Annotated in this window: 27 protein-coding genes and 1 tRNA gene; 13 read left to right on the top strand and 15 right to left on the bottom strand. The window is 71.6% G+C overall.

Annotation, left to right across the window (positions count from 1 at the left end; genetic code table 11):
- Positions 1-29: 29 nt before the first annotated feature.
- A complete protein-coding gene (locus DEJ03_RS17925; RefSeq protein ID WP_181422662.1) occupies positions 30-173 on the bottom strand; it encodes a hypothetical protein in 144 nt (47 codons plus the stop codon).
- 191 nt (positions 174-364) lie between these two features.
- Between DEJ03_RS17925 and bsh the strand changes: the two genes are divergently transcribed.
- Positions 365-1,336 carry a choloylglycine hydrolase gene (gene bsh / locus DEJ03_RS09145; RefSeq protein WP_110864376.1) on the top strand — a complete coding sequence of 324 codons (972 nt, stop codon included), beginning with the start codon at positions 365-367 and terminating at the stop codon, positions 1,334-1,336.
- A gap of 49 nt (positions 1,337-1,385) precedes the next feature.
- On the opposite strand, the gene DEJ03_RS09140 is transcribed toward bsh, so the two are convergent.
- Complete coding sequence (locus DEJ03_RS09140) at positions 1,386-1,679, bottom strand: hypothetical protein (protein ID WP_146237696.1); 294 nt, start codon at positions 1,677-1,679, stop codon at positions 1,386-1,388.
- 155 nt (positions 1,680-1,834) lie between these two features.
- Positions 1,835-2,437: a TetR/AcrR family transcriptional regulator gene (locus DEJ03_RS09135; RefSeq protein ID WP_110864374.1), complete on the bottom strand. Its 603-nt coding sequence runs from the start codon at positions 2,435-2,437 to the stop codon at positions 1,835-1,837.
- 153 nt (positions 2,438-2,590) lie between these two features.
- Between DEJ03_RS09135 and DEJ03_RS09130 the strand changes: the two genes are divergently transcribed.
- The 4 genes from DEJ03_RS09130 (at position 2,591) to DEJ03_RS09115 (ending at position 6,505) form a co-directional block, all read left to right on the top strand.
- Positions 2,591-3,517 (top strand): chlorophyllase, encoded by a 927-nt coding sequence (locus tag DEJ03_RS09130; protein WP_181422661.1) that lies wholly within the window; start codon positions 2,591-2,593, stop codon positions 3,515-3,517.
- Positions 3,514-4,491 (top strand): SDR family NAD(P)-dependent oxidoreductase, encoded by a 978-nt coding sequence (locus DEJ03_RS09125; RefSeq protein ID WP_110864372.1) that lies wholly within the window; start codon positions 3,514-3,516, stop codon positions 4,489-4,491. Before DEJ03_RS09130 ends, DEJ03_RS09125 begins: the two co-directional genes overlap by 4 nt.
- 61 nt (positions 4,492-4,552) lie before the next feature.
- Positions 4,553-5,008, top strand: a complete 456-nt coding sequence (locus DEJ03_RS09120; protein WP_110864371.1) for a GNAT family N-acetyltransferase — start codon at positions 4,553-4,555, stop codon at positions 5,006-5,008.
- Positions 5,009-5,038: 30 nt separating this feature from the next.
- Complete coding sequence (locus tag DEJ03_RS09115) at positions 5,039-6,505, top strand: SDR family oxidoreductase (protein WP_110864370.1); 1,467 nt, start codon at positions 5,039-5,041, stop codon at positions 6,503-6,505.
- Positions 6,506-6,530: 25 nt separating this feature from the next.
- Here DEJ03_RS09115 and DEJ03_RS09110 read toward each other — a convergent pair whose 3' ends face one another.
- From DEJ03_RS09110 to DEJ03_RS09090, 5 genes are all read right to left on the bottom strand, one after another.
- On the bottom strand, positions 6,531-6,992 hold the full coding sequence (locus DEJ03_RS09110) for a MarR family winged helix-turn-helix transcriptional regulator (protein WP_220034126.1): 462 nt from the start codon (positions 6,990-6,992) through the stop codon (positions 6,531-6,533).
- Entirely contained in the window at positions 6,989-8,260 is a 1,272-nt protein-coding gene (locus DEJ03_RS09105; protein ID WP_110864369.1) for an FAD-dependent monooxygenase, read from the bottom strand. The genes DEJ03_RS09110 and DEJ03_RS09105 overlap by 4 nt, the downstream gene beginning before the upstream one ends.
- 112 nt (positions 8,261-8,372) lie before the next feature.
- On the bottom strand, positions 8,373-8,753 hold the full coding sequence (locus DEJ03_RS09100; protein ID WP_110864368.1) for a hypothetical protein: 381 nt from the start codon (positions 8,751-8,753) through the stop codon (positions 8,373-8,375).
- A gap of 44 nt (positions 8,754-8,797) precedes the next feature.
- Entirely contained in the window at positions 8,798-9,409 is a 612-nt protein-coding gene (locus DEJ03_RS09095; RefSeq protein WP_181422660.1) for a nucleotidyltransferase family protein, read from the bottom strand.
- A gap of 180 nt (positions 9,410-9,589) precedes the next feature.
- A tRNA-Gln gene (locus DEJ03_RS09090) sits at positions 9,590-9,661 on the bottom strand.
- Positions 9,662-9,740: 79 nt separating this feature from the next.
- Between DEJ03_RS09090 and DEJ03_RS09085 the strand changes: the two genes are divergently transcribed.
- Together DEJ03_RS09085 and DEJ03_RS09080 are read left to right on the top strand one after the other, a co-directional pair.
- Positions 9,741-10,235, top strand: coding sequence for a MarR family winged helix-turn-helix transcriptional regulator (locus DEJ03_RS09085; protein WP_027465090.1), 495 nt, complete (start codon positions 9,741-9,743; stop codon positions 10,233-10,235).
- 47 nt (positions 10,236-10,282) lie between these two features.
- Positions 10,283-10,759 carry a VOC family protein gene (locus DEJ03_RS09080; protein ID WP_146237695.1) on the top strand — a complete coding sequence of 159 codons (477 nt, stop codon included), beginning with the start codon at positions 10,283-10,285 and terminating at the stop codon, positions 10,757-10,759.
- A gap of 15 nt (positions 10,760-10,774) precedes the next feature.
- Here the strand turns inward: DEJ03_RS09080 and DEJ03_RS09075 are convergent, their stop codons facing one another.
- From DEJ03_RS09075 to glp, 7 genes are all read right to left on the bottom strand, one after another.
- Positions 10,775-12,622 (bottom strand): ABC-F family ATP-binding cassette domain-containing protein, encoded by a 1,848-nt coding sequence (locus DEJ03_RS09075; protein WP_110864365.1) that lies wholly within the window; start codon positions 12,620-12,622, stop codon positions 10,775-10,777.
- A gap of 236 nt (positions 12,623-12,858) precedes the next feature.
- Positions 12,859-13,257: a PLDc N-terminal domain-containing protein gene (locus DEJ03_RS09070; protein WP_042537802.1), complete on the bottom strand. Its 399-nt coding sequence runs from the start codon at positions 13,255-13,257 to the stop codon at positions 12,859-12,861.
- The gene (locus tag DEJ03_RS09065; RefSeq protein WP_146237694.1) at positions 13,254-13,817 is read right to left on the bottom strand and encodes a hypothetical protein; all 564 of its coding nucleotides are present in this window, start codon (positions 13,815-13,817) and stop codon (positions 13,254-13,256) included. The genes DEJ03_RS09070 and DEJ03_RS09065 overlap by 4 nt, the downstream gene beginning before the upstream one ends.
- Before the next feature lie 110 nt (positions 13,818-13,927).
- Entirely contained in the window at positions 13,928-14,368 is a 441-nt protein-coding gene (locus tag DEJ03_RS09060) for a molybdenum cofactor biosynthesis protein MoaE (RefSeq protein WP_110864363.1), read from the bottom strand.
- Positions 14,365-14,877 carry a molybdenum cofactor biosynthesis protein B gene (locus tag DEJ03_RS09055; protein ID WP_110864362.1) on the bottom strand — a complete coding sequence of 171 codons (513 nt, stop codon included), beginning with the start codon at positions 14,875-14,877 and terminating at the stop codon, positions 14,365-14,367. Before DEJ03_RS09055 ends, DEJ03_RS09060 begins: the two co-directional genes overlap by 4 nt.
- Positions 14,874-15,389, bottom strand: a complete 516-nt coding sequence (gene moaC / locus DEJ03_RS09050) for a cyclic pyranopterin monophosphate synthase MoaC (protein ID WP_111099971.1) — start codon at positions 15,387-15,389, stop codon at positions 14,874-14,876. Before moaC ends, DEJ03_RS09055 begins: the two co-directional genes overlap by 4 nt.
- A complete protein-coding gene (gene glp / locus DEJ03_RS09045; protein ID WP_110864361.1) occupies positions 15,386-16,612 on the bottom strand; it encodes a gephyrin-like molybdotransferase Glp in 1,227 nt (408 codons plus the stop codon). The genes moaC and glp overlap by 4 nt, the downstream gene beginning before the upstream one ends.
- Before the next feature lie 107 nt (positions 16,613-16,719).
- Between glp and DEJ03_RS09040 the strand changes: the two genes are divergently transcribed.
- The 6 genes from DEJ03_RS09040 (at position 16,720) to DEJ03_RS09015 (ending at position 21,553) form a co-directional block, all read left to right on the top strand.
- Complete coding sequence (locus DEJ03_RS09040) at positions 16,720-17,652, top strand: MTAP family purine nucleoside phosphorylase (protein WP_110864360.1); 933 nt, start codon at positions 16,720-16,722, stop codon at positions 17,650-17,652.
- On the top strand, positions 17,649-18,719 hold the full coding sequence (locus tag DEJ03_RS09035; protein WP_110864359.1) for an NAD(P)-dependent oxidoreductase: 1,071 nt from the start codon (positions 17,649-17,651) through the stop codon (positions 18,717-18,719). The genes DEJ03_RS09040 and DEJ03_RS09035 overlap by 4 nt, the downstream gene beginning before the upstream one ends.
- 385 nt (positions 18,720-19,104) lie before the next feature.
- Positions 19,105-19,854: a glycosyltransferase family 2 protein gene (locus DEJ03_RS09030; RefSeq protein ID WP_027465082.1), complete on the top strand. Its 750-nt coding sequence runs from the start codon at positions 19,105-19,107 to the stop codon at positions 19,852-19,854.
- The gene (locus tag DEJ03_RS09025; protein WP_258370679.1) at positions 19,851-20,522 is read left to right on the top strand and encodes a DUF2064 domain-containing protein; all 672 of its coding nucleotides are present in this window, start codon (positions 19,851-19,853) and stop codon (positions 20,520-20,522) included. The genes DEJ03_RS09030 and DEJ03_RS09025 overlap by 4 nt, the downstream gene beginning before the upstream one ends.
- The gene (locus tag DEJ03_RS09020) at positions 20,519-21,181 is read left to right on the top strand and encodes a bifunctional 2-polyprenyl-6-hydroxyphenol methylase/3-demethylubiquinol 3-O-methyltransferase UbiG (RefSeq protein WP_071406012.1); all 663 of its coding nucleotides are present in this window, start codon (positions 20,519-20,521) and stop codon (positions 21,179-21,181) included. Before DEJ03_RS09025 ends, DEJ03_RS09020 begins: the two co-directional genes overlap by 4 nt.
- A 126-nt stretch (positions 21,182-21,307) precedes the next feature.
- Complete coding sequence (locus DEJ03_RS09015; protein WP_110864358.1) at positions 21,308-21,553, top strand: hypothetical protein; 246 nt, start codon at positions 21,308-21,310, stop codon at positions 21,551-21,553.
- The last annotated feature ends 56 nt before the right edge of the window (positions 21,554-21,609 follow it).

The following is a 21,609-nucleotide window of genomic DNA, read 5'->3' as shown; positions in this document are numbered from 1 at the left end:
CGCCCGAGTCGGAGTCGCGGCGCCACGCCTCACTGCGCCGGCAGGCCGCCGGCCCAGTCCGCGCCGACCCGGTCGTGTCGTCGGTCGTCGAGCTGTGCGCGGAAGCGCGGCGACACCTCCGCCAACTGCTCTGCACGCTGCTGCCGCGAAGATCGTCCCTGAGCCCCACTCATGGGCGGACCATACGCTCAGGAGCGGCCGGCGTCCAGGACGAAGGTCCCGTCACGGTGGGCCGGCGGTGCTCGGTGCTCGTCAGGGTCGTTCGCCTCTGTCGTCCGCCTCTGTCGCTCGCCACCATGAGGGACCAACCTGGTCCTGCGCGACCGACACCGCGCCGCGCGGTCCACACGAGAAAGGACTCGACATGTGCACTGCCATCAGGTTCTCGGACGAGAGCGGTCACCTCTTCCTGGCGCGCAACCTCGACTGGTCGACCGGGTACGGCGAGCAGGTGGTCGTCACCCCGACCGGCTTCGTTCCGCGCTCACCGTTCGGCGCCGTCGTCGGCATCCCGCACGCGGTCATCGGCATGGGGATCGTGGAGGACGACACGCCCCTCTACTTCGACTGCGGCAACGACGCCGGGGTCGCTGTCGCCGGACTCAACTTCCCCGGGTACGCCCACTACCCCACAGGACCCGTCGAGGGTGCGACGAACGTCGCAGCGTTCGAGTTCCCGTTGTGGGTCGCTTCCCGGTTCGCCGACGTCGACGCGGTGGAGGCAGCGCTCGCAGACGTCGTCATCGTCGACCGGCCGATCAACGACGAGTACCCGAGTGCCTTCCTGCACTGGATCATCGGCGACCGCGACCGTGCGATCGTCGTGGAGCAGACCGAGGACGGCCTGCACGTGTTCGACGACGACGTGGACGTCCTCACGAACCAGCCCGGGTTCGCGTGGCACCACGAGAACCTGCGCAACTACCTCAACACCTCGCCCGAGGTCCCGGACGAGCGCGTGCTCGGCCGAGCCCACCTGGTGCCGTTCGGTGCGGGTGCGTCGATGCGTGGGATCCCCGGGGACTACTCGTCCCCGTCGCGGTTCGTGCGCGCGGCGTACGTCCACGGGCACCACCCGGTCAAGGCTGACGAAGCAGAGAACATCAGTCGCGCGTTCCACACCCTCCAGCAGGTGGCGATGGTGGACGGCAGCGCGGAGATGCAGTCGGGTGACTACGAGAAGACCATCTACACCGGACTGTTCTCGTCCCGTTCCACCAGCTACTCGTGGAACTCCTACGACGACATGACGATCCGGACAGCGAGGCTCGCTGACCATGCACCGAGCGGAACCGAACTGGTGGTCGTCGGCTCCGGGCGGGCGTCGTCGGTCTGACACCTGCCGGGGAGGAGCCGCAGCGTGAACCCTGCACGTCCGCGGGCCGTCAGCGGCGGACGAGCACCCCGGCGACGAGTCGGAGCAGCAGGGCGACCACGCCGACCACGGCGATGCCGACCGACACGACCGTCGCCATCAGCAGTCGAAGGCTGTCCGGCACAGCCGTCTCGTCGGACGTGGGGAGGAACGCCGTCGTGACGAACACGCAGCCCGCGGCGATCAGGAACAACACCCCGATGATCGTCACGGCCCGCAGCGCGGCCGGCACCGGTTCGTGGTCACCCGGTCGAGCCGGACGAGCCCTGGCCCCCTCGGTCTCCCAGTCCGCCAGTTCCGTCATGGTGGTCCCCCTTCGTCGGGACGATCGTAGGGCCCGGACCGGCCCCGACGGCGCTGGTGCGGCCCGAGACGGTCACGATGCCGGACGGGAGGCGCGTGACGGGCCCGCACCGCGCCTCCAGTCCGGTGCCGGTCGCGACCAGTGCACGTGGCCGGCTACGCGCTGTCGGTCACCGTCGGCTGCGCCTGCCGCAGCCCGGTGACCAGGAGGGTCACGATCGTCCGGACGTCGTAGTCGGGGTCCTGGGGGCTCCACGCCACCAGGTCGCCGACGGCCCGGAGCAGCTGGTACGGCGGGGTCGGCGCGGCCACCTCGCCGGACGCCCGCGCGGCGTCGAGCAGCCGGCCGAGCACGGGCACGAGCTCGTCGACGAACAGGGTGTGCAGCGCCGTGAAGCCGTCGGCGTCGCCCTCCCAGACGCGCGCCAGACCGTGCTTGGTGCCGAGGAAGTCGACGAACTGGTGCACCCAGCGCAGCAGGGCGGCGAACGGCGTCGGCTCCGAGCCGAGCAGCGCCGGCCCCGCGTCGACCAGGGCCTCGATCTGGTGCCGGTAGACGGCGACGACCAGGTCCGAACGGGTCGGAAAGTGCCGGTAGAGCGTGCCGACCCCGACCCCCGCGGCGGTGGCGACCTCGCGCACCGGTGCGCCGACGCCCGAGGCCGTGAAGACCGCGGCCGCGGCGTCGAGGATCGTGCGCTCGTTGCGCTCGACGTCGCGACGGCGACGCGGCGCGGGGTCGGGCGACGGGGTGCTCATGCCTCGATCATCGCACGACACCGACGCGATGCGGAACGGTGCTCCGCTTCCTCTTGCAATCCGGATCGTTGTTCCGTATCGTTCCGGAACGTCGCTCCGTTTCGGACGACGATCGCTCCGACACGGGCGACACCGCATCCCGAAAGGGCCCACATGGCACCCACAGCACCTCGACCGCAGGTCATCAGCGTGCGCCCCGTCACGCTTCCCGTACCCTCGCGCGGCCAGGACCTCGAGGTCCGGATCACCGCACCGACGACCGGCACCGACCTGCCCGTCATCGTCTTCGCCCACGGCTTCGGCCAGTCCATGACCGGCGGCGACCCCCTGGTCGACCACTGGACCGCGAACGGCTTCGTCGTCGTCCAGCCGACCTTCCTCGACGCGAAGACCTACGGGCTGACGCTCGACGACCCGCGCTACCCGACCATCTGGCGGACGCGCGTCGACGACCTCGAGCGGGTGCTCGACGACCTCGATCAGATCATCGACGCGGTCCCCGGCCTGAGCGGGCGCGTCGACACCGCGCGCATCGCCGCGGTCGGACACTCGTGGGGCGGACAGTCCGTGGGCATGCTGCTCGGGGCCCGCGTCCTGGACGCCGACGGGCGGCCGGGCGAGGACCGCACCGACCACCGCGTGCGCGCCGGGGTCCTGCTGTCCACCACCGGGATCGCGCGCGGCGACCTCGTACCGTTCGCGCAGGAGCACTTCGCGTTCATGAGCCCCGACTTCAGCCAGCTGCACACCCCGTCACTCGTGGTCGCCGGCGACCACGACCAGTCCCAGCTCTCGACGCGAGGCCCGGACTGGTTCACCGACGTCTACCAACTGAGCCCCGGCGCGCGGCACCTGGTGACCGTCCACGGCGGGGAGCACCTGCTCGGCGGGATCCAGGACTACGAGTCGACCGCCACCACGGACGAGAGCCCCGAGCGTGTGGACCTCGTCCGCCACACCACGACGGCGTTCCTCCGGACCGAGCTCGGCCTCGACCCCGACGCGTGGTCGGCGGTCGCCGACACCGTCGGCCCTGCTGCCGCCGTCGGCCACATCGAATCGAAGGAGTACCACTCGTGATCACCGACCAGCACCCCCTGCCCAGCGGCTTCACCGCCGCGTCCGCAGCCGCCGACGTCCTGGACGGCGTCGACCTGACCGGCCGGAACGTCGTCGTGACCGGCGGACACAGCCGCCTCGGCCGCGAGACCAGCCGCGCCCTCGCGGCGGCCGGCGCCGACGTCACCGTCGCCTCCCGTGACGTCGACCGGGCATCCGCAGCCGTCGCCGACATCCCGGGCATCCGCGTCGAGGCCCTCGACCTCACCGACCCGTCGTCGGTCGATGCCTTCGCCGCGCGCTGGTCGGCCTCCGGCCGCCCACTGCACATGCTCGTGAACAGTGCCGCGATGCTCTTCACCCCCGACCGTCGGCTCGACGGCCGCGGCAACGAACTGGCGTTCTCGACGACGCACCTCGGGCACTTCCAGCTCACGCGGGCGCTCCTCCCCGCCCTCCTGGAGGCCCGTGGTGCGCGGGTCCTGACCGTCACCTCCGGCGCGGCGCGGTTCGGGCAGATCTGGTGGGACGACCTGACGTTCGCGCACGGGTACGACCCGGTCACCGCGTACGGGCAGTCGAAGCGGGCGAACGTCCTGTTCACGGTGGAGCTCGACCGCCGGTACGCCGACCAGGGCATCCGCGCCTTCGCCGCGCACCCCGGCGTCATCATCGGACCCGGCCCGCACGACGCTTCTCGGATCGCGTCGTACCGCGAGCAGGGACTGATCGACGACCACGGGGTGACCGTCATCGATCCCGAGGTCGGCAAGAAGACCGTCGAGCAGGGCGCCGCGACGCTCGTGTTCGGTGCCGCGAGCCCGCTGCTCGACGGCGTCGGCGGGGTCTACCTCAAGGACAGCGACGTCGCCGTGATCGACGACCGGGTCCTGCCCCTGACCGCGGACCGCATCCCGTCGGACGCGAACTCGGCGATGCTCGACGCCGACGATGCCCGGCGGCTGTGGGAGGTCAGCGAGGGGCTCCTGGCCTGATCGTGGTCAGCCGGGGGCCTCGTCTGCCCACTGTTCTCGTCGTCCTCGTTACTGTGGGACGGTGCTGACCGTGCGGATCGAGAGCCCCCGGCAGGACGACGTCCTGCACCTGCTGCAGCAGGGCGACGACTACGGACTGAGCCTCTACCCGGCCGAGAACTACCACGCCCTCGACGTCGACGACCTGGACCAGCCCGACGTCACGTTCCTGGTGGCGCGCGAGGACGGCACCGCCCTCGGCACGGTGGCGCTCGTCGACGCCGGCGACGGCACCGGCGAGGTCAAGCGCATGTTCGTGAGCGACGCCGCGCGTGGGCTCGGCGTGGGGACGCGGTTGCTCGACGCCCTGCACGACCGGGCCCGCGCGGTCGGTATCGGGACCGTCCGGCTCGAGACCGGTCTGCCGCAGGCCGCGGCGATCGCGCTGTACCGGAAGGCCGGGTACGCGGACATCCCCCGGTTCGGCCCGTACGTCGACGACCCGACGAGCGTGTGCATGGAGCAGCAGTTCGTCTGACCGGCGCTCGGTCCCGACGTAGGATCGCGTGTGAGCTCCGAGCACCCCGAACCCAGCGGCATCGACCCCGACGACCTGACCGTCGCGCTCCGGGTGCTCGAGCAGCTGCCGTCGATCGACGAGACGCACCCGGACTTCATCCGGGTCCGCCAGGCCACGGCGAAGATGTTCAAGGCCGTCAAGCGTGCGCACCGTCTCGAGAAGCGCGGCGTCATCGCCGAGGCCGACCGCCGGGTGATCGCCGCCACCGCCACCGGGGCCGCCGACCGGATCGACGACGAGACCCGAGGCGTCCTGATCAGCGCTTCGACCGCCTCGACGACCGCGGGCACGCTGCTGAAGTCACGGCCCTGCTACATGTGCAAGCAGCACTACACGGTCGTCGATGCGTTCTACCACCAGCTCTGCCCGTCGTGCGCTCGTCTGAGCCACGCGAAGCGCGACGCCCGGACGGACCTGACCGGCAAGCGGGCGCTGCTCACCGGCGGCCGCGCGAAGATCGGCATGTACATCGCCCTCCGGCTGCTGCGCGACGGGGCCCACACCACCATCACCACGCGGTTCCCCCGCGATGCGGTGCGCCGGTTCGCGAGCCTGCCCGACTCCGCCGACTGGATGGACCGCCTGAAGGTCGTCGGCATCGACCTGCGTGACCCCGCCCAGGTGATCGGGCTCGCCGAGGACGTCGCCGCGTCCGGCCCCCTCGACATCCTGATCAACAACGCCACGCAGACCGTGCGCCGGTCGACCGGGGCCTACCAGCCGCTGGTCGACGCGGAACTCGCGCCGCTGCCCGACGGACCGCTGCCCGAACTCGTGACCTTCGGGCACACGAACGACCAGCACCCGCTGGCGCTCGCCCGTTCAGTGGCCGCGCACCCGATCCTCGCGGCCGCCGCAGCCCGAGCCGACGAGCTGACCGAACAGGCGATGGCGCCGGGATCGAGCTCGCTCGAACGGCTCGCCCTGGGCACCGCCATCGACGCCGGCGGCCTGGTCCCCGACCTGCACGACGAGAACTCGTGGACCCAGCAGGTCGACGAGGTCGACCCGCTCGAGATGCTCGAGGTCCAGCTGGCCAACACCACGGCGCCGTTCATCCTGATCTCGAAGCTCCGCCCCGCGATGGCCGCGAGCACGAGACGCCGCACCTACGTGGTGAACGTCAGTGCCATGGAAGGGGTGTTCGGCCGCGCGTACAAGGGGCCGGGGCACCCGCACACGAACATGGCGAAGGCCGCCGTGAACATGCTCACCCGCACGAGCGCGCAGGAGATGTTCGAGACCGACCACATCCTGATGACGAGCGTCGACACCGGCTGGATCACCGACGAACGGCCGCACCCCACGAAGGTCCGGCTCGCCGAAGAGGGCTTCCACGCGCCGCTCGACCTGGTCGACGGGGCAGCCCGTGTCTACGACCCGATCGTCCGTGGCGAAGCCGGCGAGGACGTGTTCGGTGTCTTCCTGAAGGACTACGCGCCGAGTTCGTGGTGAGGAGCCGCTGACCGGCTCGGTTCCGTCAGCGCTTCGACGGAGCGGTGTCGTCCTGCGGCAGGACCGCGGCGAAGCGGAGCAGGAAGTCGCGCACGACCATCAACGTGTCGTCGTCGTACGAACCGATCGCCTCGTCGAGCTCCACGGCACGTGACCCGAGGAACCCACTGCTGCGTTCCCGGGTGAGATCGGTCACGCGGAGGGTGACGACCCGACGGTCGGTGCTCTCGCGGCTGCGCACGATCAACCCGCGCTCCTCGAGCCGGTTGACCAACGCGTTCGCCGCACCCGAGGTCATCCCGATCCGCCGGGCGAGCCGCGTGCCCGTCATCGGCTCGCCCTCGGTCTCCGCCCAGAGGATCTCCCCCAGCGCGACGCCGTCCGAGGTCGGCAGCTCCATCCCTGCTGCGAAGTGGAGCGCCGACTCCTGGTACCGGACGGCGTAGTGGCGGAGCGCCTCGAGGGTCTGGGAGCGCAAGTCGGTCATGCGATCGATTCTGCCGCCTCCCGGGCCCCCTGCAGTGTCGGGTAGTGCGGCAGGACGGGGACGTGCTTCTCGCTCGTCAGCAGGTACTTCTGGGCGAAGCCGCGGACCGGACGGAGCGACGCCACCCGGAGCGCCGCCCGCACCGCGCGGACCCCCGCCTTCGACGACGGGTGCAGCAGGCGCGCACCACCCGGGGGAAGCCCCTGGGCACTGTCGGCGTACCCGCGGAGCATCTCCTCGTAGCGCGCGAAGGCATCCGGGATCGAGTACCCGTGACCAGCGCCGGCGGCCGGCTCGATGGTCCGTGCGAGCTCCCCGGCCAGGATGTGCGCGCCGACCAGGGACAGCGTCGTGCCCATGCCGGTCGGCCCGGAGCCCCAGGCTGCGTCACCGAGCAGCGCGATCCGACCCTTGCTCCATCGCGACACCACGACCTGTTCCATCCGCTGCGTGTAGAACTCGTCGGACCGCTCGATGAACCCGTCGAGGATCCGCTCCGTCTGCCACTCTGCGCCCCGGAAGCGCTCGCGCAGGATCCGCAGCTGCACGTCGACGGGGAGCTGCTCGAAGCCCATCGGCTCCGACTCGAACGACATGCTCGCCCGGATCGTCCCCTCGTTGTCGGGGCGGATCGACGCGACACGTCCACGTGGTGCCGTGTACCAGTCCCAGTGGTCGGTGTCGCTGCCGATCCGGTCGAGCGTGCCGTAGGCGATGCTGACGCCGTGGTCGCGGTACTCCGTCTCGTCGGCGAACAGGATCCGACGGGTGCGCGAGCTGCGGCCCTCGGCGACGACGACCAGGTCGAACCGCTCCGGAGCGCCGCTGTCGTAGCGGACGTTCACCCCGGTGCCGTCCTGTTCGGCGCCCACGACGAAGTCCCCGTAGCGGCGGTCGATCGTGTCCGGCAGCGCATCGACGAGGATCCCGGCGAACGTGCCCCGCAGGATCTCGATCTCGGCAGTCGGACCGTCCTGGCCCTCGGTCTTCGGAAACGTGGCGTACGGGGTGCCGTGCTCGTCCACGTACCGTGTGCCCGCTTCGCCGGTGAGGTGCTGCATCACCGTGTCGCGGAGGCCCATGCGCTCGAGGACCTCGCGCCCGAGCCCCCGGACGTCGATGTTCTGGCCGGTGGTCCGCTGCTCCGGTGACCGCTCGAGCAGCGTGACGTCGAAGCCCGATCGGTCGAGTCCCCACGCCAGTGCGGGTCCGGCGATGCTCGCGCCGGTGATCAGGACGCGTGGGCGGTGGTGCGGCGTGGTCGCCATGGGGGGTCCTCTGCTCGTGGGGCGGAGAGTGCCGCCCCACGAGCACTATACCTTCACAGCGATATCACTCTACAGAGAAGATGCTTTCGGGTCCGCATCGAACGGTGAGCTGTCAGACCAGATCCTCCGCGACGGCAACGAGTGCGCGGGCGGCCGCACCGGCATTGTGGATGTCCGATGCGTCTACTGACCTGGCACTGTAGGCCGCCTTGTTCTTGACCCGAACGAGCGTCTCGAGGTGCTTCGCGGTTGGCCGGTCTGTCGCATCCTGCAGGATCGAGACGCCGTCGTTGTGGCTCGCCCCACTGCTGTACCTTCCGGTCTTGCCGATGCAGATGGCGTCTGCCGCGGCGATCCCTGCGTCGACGCACAGGTCGACGAAGGAGTCGGCATGAGGGGACGTCGGAACCAGGATCCCGTCCTCGGCACCGAACTCGAACAGCGTCTCGGCTGACTCGAGGAAGCCCTTGGCCTTCTCGAGCCGACCGCGCATGAAAGCGTTGTCGCCGTCAGTGGTCGACGGCAGTTTCGGTGGAGTCAACGTGCGGCCTTCCTGAGGTGGGCTTGGAGCCATCGGCGGTCTTCCACGAGGGGAATACCCTCACTCGCGATGGAACCGATGAGCGGGTCATCGGAGCCGACCCCCGAGACGTCGTACACGATGGGGTTCACCTGGTTGCCGGTCCACCGGTGAACGGCAATGGTGAGGTCGTAGATGCGGTCCTCAGCATCCGTCCGCGAAACGGCGTCCACGGCGAAGAACAGATCGATGTCGCTGTCCGGTCGCATCGCACCTCGCGCGGCCGAGCCGAACAACGCTGCATAGCGGACCGGCATCGATGCGATCTCCCCGCGGACCCTGTCGAGGAAGCGGGTACGAGCTCCGGCGACCTCGAGGACCGCCGACGCGAGGAGATGGTCTCGGTTGAGCGCGTACGTGCTCACGCCGCCAATGTCGTCGAACACAACGATGCCCTGCTCCGTCAGACGGTCAAGCACCTTCTTCACGCCGTTTCGCGAACGGCCTCCGGGCACGAGCCGCTGGACCGCGGACACCGTGAAGGGTCGGTCCGACAGGCCGCTCAGCACCATCAGAACGTCACCATCGAGGCCGCTCGACAACGCCGCGAACGGGCTCTGCAGCTGCACGACACCCTCCTCACCTCGGTCATCCAACATCACTATAGTGACGCGTACATCACTATAGTGATGGGAAGTAAACAGAAGGAACCACTTCCGGGCAATCCCTGGACAGATGCAGTGCACTCGCCCCTGCGGTCGGGTCGCTAGAATTGAGCAGCGAAGATGCGACCGGTCAGCGCGGAGTTGCTCCGCCTCCAGGATTCGAACCCGGACCTAACGGCACCAAAGGCCGTCGTGCTGCCATTACACCAAGGCGGAACACACCCAGAGGTGCTCCTCCATCCTCCCACGACCGACGAGGCTGGCTGTCCGCTCCGGGTTCGGCCAAGATGGAGGGATGCCGCATGAGGACGAGGTCGATCGCATCGTCGCGGCGTGGGGTCGAGAGCGTGCCGACCTCGACTTCGGCCCGCTCGAGGTGCTGTCCCGCGTGGACCGGCTCGCCCGGCACCTGGACCGCGCCAGGCGGACGGCCTTCGACGCGAGCGACATGGAACCGTGGGAGTTCGACGTCCTGTCGGCCCTGCGGCGCGCAGGTGAGCCGTACGAGCTGAGCCCGAAGACCCTGCTGCAGCAGACCCTGGTGTCGAGCGGCACGATGACGAACCGGGTGGACCGTCTTGCGGCCCGCGGCTTCGTGGGGCGACGGACCGACCCGAAGGACGGCCGCGGCATCCTCGTCTCGCTGACGGGCAAGGGCCGGGTGGCGGTGGACGCGGCGATCGCGGACCTGCTGGCCGCCGAGCGCGACATCCTGTCCGGGGTCTCCGCCGACGAGCAGGGCCAGTTGGCCGGGCTGCTCCGCCGACTCATCCTGGGTCTCGGGGACTGACCGAAAGCGTGGCACGGGCCGAGCGGCCCCGGCGTAGCGTGCGGCGCATGCACGCCATCACCCTCGCCGTCGCCGACGTCGCTCGATCGGCCGAGTTCTACCGCGCCCTGCTCGGCATCGAGGGCAGCGGCGTCATCGGCACCGAGTACCCCGCCACCGAGACGCAGGCCGGCGGCACCACGGCGATGTTCACCCTCGACGACGGCCTGATCGTCAGCGTCTACGGCCGTGACGACATGGCGAAGGACTCCGGCGTGCAGTTGGCCGCGGCACCGAGCAGCACGATCGGGCACTTCACGAGCAGTCAGGCCGAGGCCGAGGCGTTCCTCGAGCGAGCGCAGGCAGCGGGCGCCACGATGCCCGAGCCCCCGTACACGCGCCCGTGGGGCATGTGGTCCGGCTTCTTCCAGGACCCGGACGGCCACCTGTGGGAGGTCGTGGCGAACCCCGGCGGTGGGGCCCCCGAGGACGCCACGCCGACGGACAGCGGCCAGGACGCGGTCGACCCCGCGTCCGTCGAGTAGTCCGCTCAGTCCGGCTCAGACCCCGAGCAGCTCCGCGACCTCGAGCCAGCGCTCCTCGAGCTGCTCGACCTCGGCCTCGAGCGCACCGAGCTTCGCCTGCAGTTCGCCGAGCCCGGCGTAGTCGGACTGGTCGTGCGTCGCGAACTGGTCGAGCAGCTTCTTGCGGTCCGCGCCGACCTTCGCGATCTTGCGGTCGAGCGCCGACATCTCCTTCTCGGCCGTGCGTCGGTCCGCACCCGACAAGGCGGACGCACCAGCGGCCGTGGACCCGGCCACGGCACCGGCCGAGCCGGTCCCGCCGACGGTGTCGGGCCTCCCGGCAGACGCGGCGGCAGCCGCAGAGGCGGTCCCGCCACCCGTGCCGGCCTCGCGCAGACGCATGTACTCGTCGACGCCGCCGGGCAGGTGCCGCAGGTGCCCGCCGAGCACGGCGTACTGCTGGTCGGTGACGCGCTCGAGCAGGTACCGGTCGTGGCTGACGACCAGCAGGGTGCCGGGCCAGGTGTCGAGCAGGTCCTCCATGGCGGCGAGCATGTCGGTGTCGAGGTCGTTGGTGGGCTCGTCGAGGATGAGCACGTTCGGCTCGTCGAGCAGGATGAGCATGAGCTGCAGGCGCCGCTTCTGCCCACCGGACAGGTCCTTGACCGGCGTGGAGAGCTGCTCCGAGGTGAAACCGAGCCGCTCGAGCAGCTGCGACGGCGTCATCTCCTTGCCGTCGGCGACGTAGCTCGTCTTCTTGCGGGCCACGACCTCGCGCACGCGGTCGACTGCGAACTGCTGCAGGTCGGCGAGCTGCTGGTCGAGCACCGCGACCTGCACCGTCTTGCCGGTCTTCACCCGCCCGCTCGTCGGCTGCAGCCGGCCGGAGACCAGGTTGAGCAGCGTGGACTTGCCGGCGCCGTTCGGGCCGAGGATGCCGGTCCGCTCCCCCGGTGCGATGCGCCACTCGATGCGGTCGAGGATCTGCGTGCCGTCGAACGAGACGCTCACGTCGAGCAGGTCGACGACGTCCTTGCCGAGGCGCGCGGTCGCCGTCCGGGACAGCGCGACCGTGTCGCGGATCGGCGGGACGTCGTCGATCAGGGCGTTCGCCGCGTCGATGCGGAACTTCGGCTTGCTCGTACGGGCCGGGGCGCCGCGGCGGAGCCACGCGAGCTCCTTGCGGGCCAGGTTCTGGCGGCGCTGCTCGATCGTGGCGGCCTGCCGGTCACGCTCGACACGCTGCAGGATGTACGCGGCGTAGCCACCTTCGAAGGGGTCGACGACGCCGTCGTGGACCTCCCACGTGTCGGTCGACACCGCGTCGAGGAACCACCGGTCGTGCGTCACGACGACCATGCCGCCCTGGTTCGACGACCAGCGGCGGTTGATGTGCCCGGCGAGCCACTCGATGCCCTCGACGTCCAGGTGGTTGGTCGGCTCGTCCAGGAACAGGACGTCCCAGTCGCCGACCAGCAGCCGCGCGAGTGCCACACGACGACGCTGCCCACCGGACAGCTCGTCGACGCTGACGTCCCACGGGATGTCCGAGACCAGACCGCCGATGATGTCGCGGATCTTCGGGTCACCGGCCCACTCGTGCTCCTCGAGGTCGCCGACGACGGTGCTGCCGACGGTCGCGCCCTCGGGCAGGATGTCGCGCTGGTCCAGGTAGCCGATGGTCAGCCCGCGGCGGTGCGTGACGCGGCCGCCGTCCGGCTCGAGGCGCTGGGACAGCAGTGCGAGGAGGGTCGACTTGCCGTCGCCGTTCCGGCCGACGACGCCGATCCGGTCGCCCTCGTCGATGCCGAGGGTGACGTTGTCGAAGACGACCTTGGTGGGGAACTCGAGATGCAGGTTCTCGGCGCCGAGGAGATGTGCCACGCGTCAAGGGTAGGTGGCGCGGCGGGGTGTTGGGTGCGGGGCGGGTGGTTCGGGTGTTCGGCCGGCTGGCTCTGGTCGCACCGTGCGCGCTTGTTCGAGTGGTGCGAGGTTGCCCGCTCGGTGCGAGCCTGTAGCGGCACACGGAGCGCCCAACCTCGCACCAGCCGACGGACCGCGCACGGTGCGTCGGTTCGTCGGCGCGCTGGCGCGCTGGCGCTTCGGCCTGGAGGCCCGGATCAGCTCGCGGGGGCGGTGTCACCCTCGCCCGCGGCCTCCTTGGCACGCTTCAGGCGGGCCTGCGCCTCCCAGTACTCGATCTCGCGCTCGAGCTCGGCGAGCTCCTGCTCGGTACCGGTGACGCGCTTGGCGCCGTGGGCACTGCGGGCGTCGCCGAGGGTCGCGTACCGGTCCTCGTGGCGGGTCGGCTCGATGTAGCGACCGTGGTTCCGTTCGCCCGGAGCCCAGTCGTGGCCGATGGCGAACCAGACGATGCTGCCGACGACGGGGACCAGGATCACGAGGATCACCCACGCGATCTTCGGCAGGCCGCGGATCTGGTCATCCGTCTTCGTCAGGATGTCGATCAGGGCGAAGACCAGCAGGATGACGGTGATCCCGGGCAGCAAGACGCTCATGTTCGCGATTCTATGGATCCGCTTGGAGTCTCACCATGCCCCGAACGAGCGTCCCGGTTGCGAAGGTGCACAGGGTGGGCGTCGAGGTACCGGCGGGCGAGCACCGCGGACCGTGCCGTCCATGCGAACTGCCCCGCGGCGGCGATGCCACCCGCCAGGTAGACGGGCCAGAGCGTGACGCCGGAGAACGCGACGGCCGCCCACACGACCACGAGGCCCGCGGTCAGCTGGATCCCGGTGCCGTCGGTGAGTTCGACGGCCCGAGCCCGCACGATCGCCAGCCGGTCGGTGGGGGCAGCGCGCCGCCCGGTCGCGGCCGCGGTCACCGCCCGCTGCTCGCGTTGCTGCAACGGCGCGAGCACCGCCACCGGCCGAGCAGCCACGCCGTTCCGTCTCCGGCGGATGCTGACCTGGACGGCTTCACTGAGACCGGCCACGAAGCCCAGTCCAGCGACCACGGCCGAGAGCGTGAAACGAGCGTCGGAGCCGGCGGGCAGGACGATCGCCCCGACGCCGAGCACCACCAACACCAGCACGATCGCCAGGACGAACCAACGCACCTGCAGGACAGCACCCGGGGGCTGCGCCGAGACGGCGCGAGCACGTTCCTCGGACTCGGCCCACCGGCGTTCCACCACCGTCGGTTCGACATTCGACCGTTCGGCAGACGTCACAGCGCCGCGACCCACTCGTCCGTCCCGTCGGTGAACCGCTGGTGCTTCCAGATCGGCACGCGCTCCTTCACGAGGTCGACCAGGGCACCGCACGCGACGAACGCCTGCGCCCGGTGCGACGACGACACCGCTGCGGCGAGCGCGACGTCCCCGATGCCGAGCGCCCCGACGCGGTGCAGCACGGCGATCCGGACGTCGGGGTGGTCCTCGGCGATGGTCCGGGCGACCTCGGTGATGACGTCGCCAGCACTGGGGTGCTGCTCGTAGTCGAGCGCGGTGACGCCCTTGCCACCGTCGTGGTCCCGGACGACGCCGGCGAAGGTCACCACGGCGCCGTCCTGCTCGGTGGCCACCACGGCTGCGACCTCGTCGACGCTGATGACGCGGTCGACGACGTCGGCCAGCACGACCCGTGCGGCGGCCTCGGTGGTGCTCACGAGGCGCTCCGCGGGGCGTGGCCCTCGCCGTGCACCTGTGCCACGACGTGGTCGAGCACCCCGTCGAGCACGGCGAGCCCGTCGGACACCCCACCGCGCGATCCGGGCAGGGTGACGAGCAGACAGCCGGCGTTCGTGACCCCGGCGACGCCGCGGGTGAGCAGCGCGGTCGGGCCGGCACCCGCGAGTCCGCGTCGACGGATCTCCTCGGTGATGCCGGGCAGTTCGAGGTCGATCAGGCCCGCCACGGCCTCGGGGGTCCGGTCGGTCGGGGTGACCCCGGTGCCGCCGGTGGTGATGACGACCCGGGCGTCGGCCAGGAGTTCCGCGGTGACGGTCTCGGTGATCGCGCCGCCGTCGGGGACGATGATCGGGTCGCTCGTGGTGAACCCGTGGTCGCGCAGCCAGTCGGCGATGACGGATCCGGTGCGGTCGAGTGCAGGGTCGGCGGCGGCCTGCGTGGACACCACGACGACGGCGGCCCGGCCCCTGGTCGGCTCGGCGGTCATCGGTTGCTCCAGTCCCCGGAGCGCCCGCCGTGCTTCTCGAGCACGCGCACGTCCGTGATCACGGCCGCCCGGTCGACGGCCTTCACCATGTCGTACACCGTCAGGGCGGCGACGCTCGCCCCGGTCAGGGCTTCCATCTCGACGCCGGTGCGCGAGGTCGTGCGGACCGACACCTCGATCAGCACGCGGTCGTCGGTGCCGGTGATGTCGACCTGCACGCCGGCGATCGGCAGCGGGTGGCACAGCGGGATCAGGTCGGAGGTCTTCTTCACCGCCATGATCGCGGCGATCCGGGCGGTGCCGACGACCTCACCCTTGGGCAGCGAGCCGTCGAGGATGCGTGCGACGACGTCGGGCCGGGTGACGACGGTGGCGGTGGCGGTGGCCGACCGGTCGGTGACGTCCTTCGCGGAGACGTCGACCATGTGCGCGGTGCCGTCAGCGCGGACGTGCGACAACTCGTCGGTCGGCGTCGGTTCGGACCGCATCTGGTCAGCGGACGGGTCGGTCATCGGAGGCTCCAGACGGTCAGGGGGTCGCCGACCTCGACGGCGTCGACCCCCACGGGGACGTGCACCAGGTGGGTGGCGGCGGCGTAGTGGACGAGCAGGTGCGAACTCGGGCCACCGACGAAGTGCACGGCACCGTCCTGCACCCGGCCGCGACGGACCTGGTGCTTGCCGACGGGTGAGTCGGCAGCGGAGGCCGCCGGCAGGACCTGCGTGGGCCGGTCCGGCACGAGTCCGACGGCGGCGGCGAGCAGGGGTCGCAGGAACACCTCGAACGAGACGAGCGCCGACACCGGGTTGCCGGGGAAGGACACGACCGGCACGGCGCGACCGGCACCGAACACGACGCTGCCGAACGCCTGCGGCCCACCCGGTTGCATCGCGACCGGCGTCACCGCGAGCCCCCGGGGTTCGAGCGCCTGTCGCACGACCTCGTACGCCCCGGCGCTGATGCCCCCGGTGGTCAGCACGAGGTCGGCCCAGTCCCCCACGGCTGCATCGAGCGCCCGGTCGAAGGCATCGACGTCGTCGGGCACCCGGACGGCCCGTGAGTCCGCACCGACCTGGGCGAGGGCTGCCCGCAGCGCGATGCCGTTCGCGTCGCCGATGGTCGCCGCATCCGTGTCGGCACCCTGCAGCTCGGACCCGGTCGACACGACGAGGACCCGCAGTGGTCGGCGCACCGACACGGTCGTCACCCCCGCAGCAGCCAGCGCGCCGAGCAGCGCCGGCGTGACGGCGGAACCGGCCGGAGCGAGCTCGGCACCGGCGGGCAGGTCGCTGCCGGTCACCCGCACGAAGGTGCCGGCGGTCAGCTCGGCGGGCACCGTCACCCGTGGCAGCTCGAGCGCCGCCGGGAACGCACCGGGCTCGGTCGCCTCGACCGGGAACACCGCGTCGGCGCCGGTCGGGATCCGTGCACCGGTCATGATCGGCGCGGCCGTGCCGGGCTCGAGCGGTTCGGGCACCACGCCGGCCGGGATGGGTGCGACGACCCGGACGGCCTGCCCCGCGTCCGCGGCCTGCACGGCGAACCCGTCCATCTGACTGTTGTCGAACGGCGGCAGCGGAACGGGCGACAGGACGGCCGCCGCGAGCACGCGGTGAGCGAACCCGGCACCGGCATCGGCGAGTTCGTCGAGCGGCAGTTCTTCTGCTCCGAGGCCCGCCACCACCGGCGCGAGCAACGCCGCCAGGTCGTCGCGGTGCTGACCGATCGTTCGCACAGGTGCCTCCGAACAGGGGGTTGGTGGCGCCGCTCCCGGTTCGCCCGGTGGCGCCGTCAGTAGCGTATCCAGCGCGCAGCCCGCGCCGACGACCAACCGGAGGACCTGTGGAGAACGACGAAGCCGTGACGATCGGTGTCATCGGAGGCTCCGGCCTCTACCAGCTGTTCGAGGAGGGCACCGCCGACGAGCTCGACGTCCCGACCCCGTTCGGCCCGACGTCGAGCCCGATCAGCATCGGCACGATGGCCGGACGACGGGTCGCGTTCCTGACCCGCCACGGCCGTGAGCACTCCGTCGCCCCACACCGCATCAACCACCGTGCGAACGTCTGGGCGCTCCGTTCGCTCGGCGTCCGCGCGATCGTGTCCTCGAGCGCCGTCGGCGGCCTGCACCCCGACTACGCCCCGGGCACCTTCGTCGTGACCGACCAGCTCATCGACCGCACCTGGGGCCGCGCCGACACGTTCTTCGAGGACGACGTGCAGCACCTGTCCTTCGCCGACCCGTTCGACCCGACGCTCCGGCGCGCGGCGATCGACGCCGTCGCCGGACTCGACGTGCCGTTCCGTCCGACCGGCACCTGCGTCGTCATCCAGGGCCCCCGGTTCTCCACCCGCGCGGAGTCCGTCTGGCTCCGCCAGGCCGGCGGCCACACCGTCAACATGACGATGACGCCCGAGGTCCCGCTCGCCGCCGAACTCGGCATCGCCACCGTGAACCTGTCGTTCGTGACCGACGCCGACGCCGGCCTGGCCCCGACCGAGGACGAGGCCGCAGCCGCAGCCAGCGGCCCCGACGTCGACGACGCCGGAGCCGTCGTCACCCACGCGCTCGTCATGGAACGCCTCGCCCGCGCCAACGAGGTCATCGTCCGCGCCATCGGCCAGATCGTCGCCGCGATCCCCGCCGACTTCACCCCGCGCGAACTCGTCCCGACCAGCGCGAGCGCAAGCATCATGCAGGCCCAGCCGACCACGGGTGTCACCGCCACGAAGGCCCAGTCCGCCGCCACCGCCACCACGGGCGCCACCGCATGAGCCGCCTCCTCGTCACCGGCGGCGCCGGCTTCATCGGCTCCGCGATCGTCCGCCGCGCCCTGGCCGACGGCCACGAGGTCCGCGTCCTCGACTCCCTGCGCGACGACGTGCACGGCGACCCCGCCGAGGTCATCCGCGCCCACCAGCAGCAGGGCATCGCGTTCGTGCACGGCGACGTCCGCGACCGGGTCGCCCTCGACGCCGCCCTCGACGGCATCGACGTCGTGTGCCACCAGGCGGCCAAGGTCGGCCTCGGCGTGGACTTCCAAGACGCCCCCGACTACGTCTCGTCGAACGACGCCGGCACCGCCCACGTCCTCGCCGGCATGGACCGGCACGACATCGGCCGGCTCGTCGTCGCCAGTTCGATGGTCGTCTACGGCGAGGGCGCGTACACCACCGCCTCCGGCGAACCCACCCGTCCGCCGGCCCGCCGCCGCGAGGACCTCGACGCCGGCCGCTTCGACCCGATCGGCCCCGACGGTCAGCCCCTGCTGCCCGGCCTGATCGACGAGTCCGCAGCGCTCGACCCCCGCAACGTGTACGCGCAGACGAAGGTCGCGCAGGAGCACCTCGCCTCCAGTTGGGCCCGCGCCACGGGCGGCAGCGCGATCGCGCTCCGCTACCACAACGTCTACGGACCGGGCATGCCGGCGAACACCCCCTACGCCGGTGTCGCGTCCCTGTTCCGCTCGGCACTGGCCCGCGGCGAGGCACCCCGGGTCTTCGAGGACGGCGCCCAGCGACGCGACTTCGTGCACGTCGACGACGTCGCCGGCGCGAACGCCGCCTCCATCGCAGGGACCGCAGACCTGCCGTCGGACACGTTCCGCGCGTACAACGTCGGCTCCGGCACCGTGCACACCATCGGCGACATGGCCGCCGCGATCGCCGGACCCGACGGCCCGCAGCCGGTCGTCACGGGCGAGTACCGCCTGGGCGACGTCCGCCACGTCACCGCGAGTTCGGCACGCATCGCCGCCGAGCTCGGCTGGCACGCCGAGGTCGACTTCGAGGCCGGCATGCGCGACTTCGCGACGGCTCCGCTCCGCAGCGCCGTCCGCTAGCCGGAACGCGTGCGCGAGCGGCGCACCGCTGGCCGTGCCTGAGAGCGCGACCAGCCACCGGACGGGAGGCCCGTGACGGCGCCGCCCCGCGCCTCCCGTCCGCAGTCCCCGCCCCCAGGGCCACCCGAGACGCCGTCGTGACTGCACCACGCCTCCTGGTGCGTGAGACGCAGCCGCATCCGGCGGCGTCTCGACGACACGACGGCGTCTTGCGAGACCCGGAACGCCCGACATGCACGCACCCTGTCCCCCGTTCTGGGGACCGTCCGAGAACCGGACGCGCTGAACGACCAGGACCCGGCAGTTTCCTGTACCCCGCAGCGCGTCGTCGTGTTGTGTCGAGTGCATGCCAGGACAGACCCGTCGATCCGACCGACCGCACCGAATGACGGACATGACTGTCGACGTGATCCTGCCGTGCCTCGACGAGGCGGACGCCCTGCCGAAGGTCATCGCACGGCTCCCCACGGGCTACCGGGCCATCGTCGTCGACAACGGATCGACCGACGGATCGGCCGACGTCGCCCGTGCCCACGGTGCCCTGGTGGTGACGGAACCCGTCAAGGGCTTCGGTTCGGCCTGTGCCGCCGGGGTCGCCGCGGCGACCGCCGACTTCGTCGCCTTCTGCGACGCCGACGCCTCGATGGACCCCGCCGAGCTCCCGCCCCTGGTCGACCGCGTGGCCAGTGGCCGCGTCGACCTGGCCCTCGGCCGCCGCGTCCCGACGGGCCGCGGTGCGTGGGCTCCGCACGCGCGCTTCGCGAACCGCGTCCTCGCCGTCCTCATGCACCGCGCGACCGGCTACCGTCTGCGCGACCTCGGCCCGATGCGCGTGATGCGCCGCGAGGACCTCGTCTCCCTCGACCTGCGCGACCGCCGCAGCGGCTACCCGCTCGAGATGGTGCTGGCCGCGCACGCCGCCGGCTGGCGCGTCGACGAGTCCGACATCGGGTACGCGCAGCGCATCGGCGACAGCAAGGTCACCGGCACGCTCCGCGGCACGATCAACGCGGTGCGGGACATGTCCCGTCTGCTCCGTGCGTACCGCCGGGAGGCCCGTGTCCGGGTCGTCGCGCCGGGACCGCTCCGCCAGGCGGCCGAGTCCACCCCCGTGGTCGAGGAGGCCCGCTCGTGACCGCCGACCCCACCCACGTGCACGCCAGCGACGCTGCGCGCGCCGACGTGACCGTCGCCGTCGTGGCGAAGGAGTGCCTGCCCGGCAAGGTGAAGACCCGGCTGACGCCGGCGCTCTCCCCCGAGGGTGCAGCACGCGTCGCGTCCGCGAGCCTCGCCGACACCCTGGCGACCGTCCGCGCACTGCCCGCGGCCCGCCGGGTCCTGTTCTTCGACGGCGACGTCGTGCCTGCGGCAGCCGAGGGGTTCGAGGTGCTGCACCAGCCCGGTGGCGGCCTGGACGAACGCCTCGGGTTCCTGTTCGACGCCGTCGACGGTCCGCTGCTGCTCGTCGGCATGGACACCCCGCAGGTGTCCACCGCGGACCTCGCACCGGTGTTCGACGACGCCGCCCGCGATGCCTGGTTCGGCCCGGCCGAGGACGGCGGCTTCTGGTCGCTGTACCTCCGACAGCCCACCGGCGATCTGCTGCGCGGCGTCCCCATGTCGCGCGACGACACCGGAGCCGTGCAGCTCGCACGCCTGACCGACGCCGGACTCGACGTGGGCGTGCTCGGCGAATTGCTCGACGTCGACACCATGCCGGACGCCGAGCGGGTCGCCGACCTCGCACCCGACTCCGACTTCACCCGGGCACTCCGTGCCGAGACCGTGGGGAGCACCCGATGACCATGCACGCACCCGTCTCGTTCGGTGCCGGCGGCGGCGAGCCGTACGCCCGTGCGCTCCGCACCGACGGCCACCTGCGCCTGACCGACGCCGACCGTCCCGACGCCGTCACCACGATGGACGTCGGCCGCTGGAGCGCCGCCGCCGACCGTGTCGACCGCTCGCTGCTCGACGACGTCGACGGCGGCGTCATCGACATCGGCTGCGGCCCGGGTCGGATGCTCGTCGCCGCACGCTCCCGGGGCATCCCGGCGCTCGGCGTGGACGTCTCCGCCGAGGCCGTCGCCATCGCGCAGCGCTCCGGCGGCACCGCCCTGCAGGGTTCCGTGTTCGACGCCGTGCCCGACGAGGGCCACTGGGACACCGCGCTCGTGATCGACGGCAACATCGGCATCGGCGGCGACCCGACAGCCCTGCTCGCCCGCTGCCGCGAGATCGTCCGCGCCGGCGGCCGGGTCATCGTGGAGACGAACCCCGAGGTCACGGCCGACCGCGTGTACACCGCCCGGGTGGTCGATGCCGACGGCAACGAGAGCGCCGGGTTCCCCTGGGCCGAGGTCGGCCTCGATGCCCTGCACCGGCACGCGGCGGAAGCCGGACTGGTCGCGCGGCAGAGCTGGACGGCCGAGGGCCGGAACTTCTGCGAGCTGCTCGCCTGAGGCTCCGACACGCGCTTGTTTTGTATGATGCAAGACAAGCGCGTAGAGTGGTGGTCATCCAGCCGACGGCGTCGCGGTCGCCGGCTCGGTGACCTGCGGACCTCGGCACGACGACGAGGAGCACCCATGCAGAACCGTCAGAACCCCCTGGGCGGCGCCTACGTGACCGGCCTCGAGACCCGCGCCGAGCTCGGCGCCTTCACCGGCGACGCGACCCGCAGCCCGATCGGCAGCTACACCGGCACCGGCACCGGCCGCGCACTCGGCCGCTTCGTCGACACGCAGTTCCGCCGTCCTGGCACCGCGACGTCCTCGACGCGCACCGTGACCGGCTCGTTCCGCACGGCGACGGGTTCGTTCCGCACCGCCTGAGGCACCTGCCTCCACAGACCGCGAGCGGTCGTCCACCCCGGGGGTCCCCCTCAACC

The organism is Curtobacterium sp. MCLR17_043 (genome assembly GCF_003224215.1).
Lineage (GTDB): Bacteria > Actinomycetota > Actinomycetes > Actinomycetales > Microbacteriaceae > Curtobacterium > Curtobacterium flaccumfaciens.
This window is presented reverse-complemented; position numbering and strand designations above follow the sequence as displayed.

Coding starts and splice junctions, on each gene's coding strand:
- DEJ03_RS17925 (WP_181422662.1), bottom strand. CDS start 173: ATGAGTGGGGCTCAGGGACGATCTTCGCGGCAGCAGCGTGCAGAGCAG.
- bsh (WP_110864376.1), top strand. CDS start 365: ATGTGCACTGCCATCAGGTTCTCGGACGAGAGCGGTCACCTCTTCCTG.
- DEJ03_RS09140 (WP_146237696.1), bottom strand. CDS start 1,679: ATGACGGAACTGGCGGACTGGGAGACCGAGGGGGCCAGGGCTCGTCCG.
- DEJ03_RS09135 (WP_110864374.1), bottom strand. CDS start 2,437: ATGAGCACCCCGTCGCCCGACCCCGCGCCGCGTCGCCGTCGCGACGTC.
- DEJ03_RS09130 (WP_181422661.1), top strand. CDS start 2,591: ATGGCACCCACAGCACCTCGACCGCAGGTCATCAGCGTGCGCCCCGTC.
- DEJ03_RS09110 (WP_220034126.1), bottom strand. CDS start 6,992: ATGACCGACTTGCGCTCCCAGACCCTCGAGGCGCTCCGCCACTACGCC.
- DEJ03_RS09105 (WP_110864369.1), bottom strand. CDS start 8,260: ATGGCGACCACGCCGCACCACCGCCCACGCGTCCTGATCACCGGCGCG.
- DEJ03_RS09100 (WP_110864368.1), bottom strand. CDS start 8,753: ATGCGCGGTCGGCTCGAGAAGGCCAAGGGCTTCCTCGAGTCAGCCGAG.
- DEJ03_RS09085 (WP_027465090.1), top strand. CDS start 9,741: ATGCCGCATGAGGACGAGGTCGATCGCATCGTCGCGGCGTGGGGTCGA.
- DEJ03_RS09080 (WP_146237695.1), top strand. CDS start 10,283: ATGCACGCCATCACCCTCGCCGTCGCCGACGTCGCTCGATCGGCCGAG.
- DEJ03_RS09070 (WP_042537802.1), bottom strand. CDS start 13,257: ATGAGCGTCTTGCTGCCCGGGATCACCGTCATCCTGCTGGTCTTCGCC.
- DEJ03_RS09055 (WP_110864362.1), bottom strand. CDS start 14,877: ATGACCGCCGAGCCGACCAGGGGCCGGGCCGCCGTCGTCGTGGTGTCC.
- moaC (WP_111099971.1), bottom strand. CDS start 15,389: ATGACCGACCCGTCCGCTGACCAGATGCGGTCCGAACCGACGCCGACC.
- DEJ03_RS09035 (WP_110864359.1), top strand. CDS start 17,649: ATGAGCCGCCTCCTCGTCACCGGCGGCGCCGGCTTCATCGGCTCCGCG.
- DEJ03_RS09030 (WP_027465082.1), top strand. CDS start 19,105: ATGACGGACATGACTGTCGACGTGATCCTGCCGTGCCTCGACGAGGCG.
- DEJ03_RS09020 (WP_071406012.1), top strand. CDS start 20,519: ATGACCATGCACGCACCCGTCTCGTTCGGTGCCGGCGGCGGCGAGCCG.
- DEJ03_RS09015 (WP_110864358.1), top strand. CDS start 21,308: ATGCAGAACCGTCAGAACCCCCTGGGCGGCGCCTACGTGACCGGCCTC.